3 protein-coding genes and 1 pseudogene are annotated in these 1933 nt (G+C 70.2%); 3 read left to right on the forward strand and 1 reads right to left on the reverse strand.

Going from position 1 to position 1933, the window contains the following annotated elements; all coding sequences use genetic code 11:
* The first annotated feature begins 97 nt into the window (after positions 1 to 97).
* From ACZ6R6_RS49265 to ACZ6R6_RS49275, 3 genes are read left to right on the forward strand one after another with little or no spacing between them, the layout of a single operon-like run.
* Complete coding sequence (locus ACZ6R6_RS49265) at positions 98 to 316, forward strand: MlrC C-terminal domain-containing protein (protein ID WP_470104463.1); 219 nt, start codon at positions 98 to 100, stop codon at positions 314 to 316.
* The gene (locus tag ACZ6R6_RS49270; protein ID WP_470104465.1) at positions 292 to 579 is read left to right on the forward strand and encodes a hypothetical protein; all 288 of its coding nucleotides are present in this window, start codon (positions 292 to 294) and stop codon (positions 577 to 579) included. Before ACZ6R6_RS49265 ends, ACZ6R6_RS49270 begins: the two co-directional genes overlap by 25 nt.
* 4 nt (positions 580 to 583) lie before the next feature.
* On the forward strand, positions 584 to 1222 hold the full coding sequence (locus ACZ6R6_RS49275) for a maleylpyruvate isomerase N-terminal domain-containing protein (RefSeq protein ID WP_470104466.1): 639 nt from the start codon (positions 584 to 586) through the stop codon (positions 1220 to 1222).
* A gap of 44 nt (positions 1223 to 1266) precedes the next feature.
* On the opposite strand, the pseudogene ACZ6R6_RS49280 reads toward ACZ6R6_RS49275, so the two are convergent.
* Positions 1267 to 1485, reverse strand: a pseudogene (locus ACZ6R6_RS49280) (DUF6245 family protein); the annotation flags it as partial.
* Positions 1486 to 1933: the final 448 nt, after the last annotated feature.

Genomic DNA, 1933 nt, shown 5'->3' on the forward strand with positions numbered 1-1933 from the left:
CCCCAAAAGCCACAGCCCGAGCACGGACCGCGCGCAGCGCGAAGAATCAGCGAGGCCCGCACTTAACGTTCAATGATCCACAAAACAGAACCTAGGGGTGGAGATCGCCCACGTTGACGTGGTCGCCGTCAAGATCGGTTACCTGGAACCGGAGCTGTTCGAGGCCGCCGCCGACTGGATGCTGGCGCTCACTCCGGGCGGTGTTGACCAGGACCTACAGCGGCTGCCGTACCGGAGCCTGAAGCGGCCCGTCTTTCCGCTGGATCATGACGCCGCCCTGGACCTCTCGTCATGGCCGGATCCCTCCTCGAAGTGATCGCGCTGAACGTGCGCGACGCCGTGGCCGCCGAGCAAGACGGCGCCGACCGTCTGGAGGTCGTCGCCGACATGGCGGCTGATGGGCTGGCCTCCGCGCCGGAGACCGTCGCCGCCATCGCCGCCTCGTGCTCCCTCCCCCTCACTGCCCGGCGGGCACCGGATGGTAGCGGGCGTGCCCGATCGCACGGCGCCCCGGCCATAATCGTCGCCGGTGGCGGACACCGCATGGCCCGCACAGCTGGAATTCACTGGAAAGGGTAGGGAAATGACCGACACCAAAGCCGATTTCCTGTTCACCGCCCGCTCGGCCGCGGATCTGCTGCGCGATCCGGCGGTCGCCGCCGCCTGGAGCCGGCCGAGCGCGCTGCCGGAGTTCAGCGTGGCCGGTCTGGCGGGCCACCTGGCCTACCAGATCCTGGCCATTCCGCCGCTTTTGACCAGCCCGGTGCCGCAGGAGGAGACCGTCGCCCTGCTGGAGCACTACAGCCGGGTGCGCTGGATCGGCGCGAACCTCGACGACGACATCAACGTCCGCATCCGGCAGGGCGGCCAAGAGGTCTCGGCCGAAGGACACGCTGCACTGGTGACGCGCGTGGACCTGGCCCTCGAAGAACTGGACGGCTCCCTCGCCTCGGCGGCGGACCGGCCGGTGCGCATCCCGCTGTGGGGACCGTGGTCACTGTCGCTCGACGACATGCTGATCACCCGGATGATGGAACTCGCGGTCCACTCCGACGACCTGGCGGTCAGCGTGGGCGTCGCGACGCCCACTCTCCCAACCGGTGCCGTCGACACGGTGATCGGCCTGCTGGCCCGCCTGGCCGTACGCCGCCACGGCCCGACCGGCGTCCTGCGGGCGCTCAGCCGCGCCGAACGCGCCCCGGCCACCGTCGCCGCCTTCTGAGGCCGCCACACCGGCGGGCGCACATCGCGCAAGCCGACTTCAGCGCACCTGGCCGCCTGCGCTGACGCAGAGCAGGCGTGCGGGTCATCGGCGGCGTGCGCGGCAGCCACCGGGATCGGCCCGGTCGAGGCGTCCTGAGTAATCCGCCGCAGCGGCCCGGACACCCGCAACGCCTGCCAGCGCAGGAAGGCCACCAGCTTGTCCGGGTCGTCGGCCACGCTTGCGGTGGCCAGCTGCCGGCGCTGCGGCGACCACAGCGGCACCTGCGGCCGGTATGGCCTGGCGGAGGCGGACTGTCGAGGCTCCCTGCGAGCTGGGTGATTGCACTGCTCAAAGCGGCCTCGTTGGTCGTGTCGGCCACTGTGGCACCCCCGAGTTGGGATGCGTCAACCTCCTCCTGGGCCGTCCGGGTGCAGGGGGCCGAGACGTAGCCCTTCTCCCACGGCGCCCAACTCCGGTCCGATCCTCCCCGGAGGCCACCTTCGACGTGGACCTCGTCGCCGCCCAGGCGGCGCGCCGGGCCGATCCGTGGCGGCCCGGGGTAGGGCCCGCCCTACCCCGGGCACACCAGCCCGCCTCATCCGAAAGACGCTGGTCAGCGGCATGGGAGGCGCGTTCGCATGGTCATACTCTCGTCGGCGTATGGATCTCACCGTGAGATCTGATCCTTCTCGTGGCAATACGCAAAGTTAAAGGGGTAAACAGCATGGC

This window comes from Streptosporangium sp. NPDC048886 (assembly GCF_055586905.1).

Coding starts and splice junctions, on each gene's coding strand:
- ACZ6R6_RS49275 (WP_470104466.1), top strand. CDS start 584: ATGACCGACACCAAAGCCGATTTCCTGTTCACCGCCCGCTCGGCCGCG.
- ACZ6R6_RS49270 (WP_470104465.1), top strand. CDS start 292: ATGGCCGGATCCCTCCTCGAAGTGATCGCGCTGAACGTGCGCGACGCC.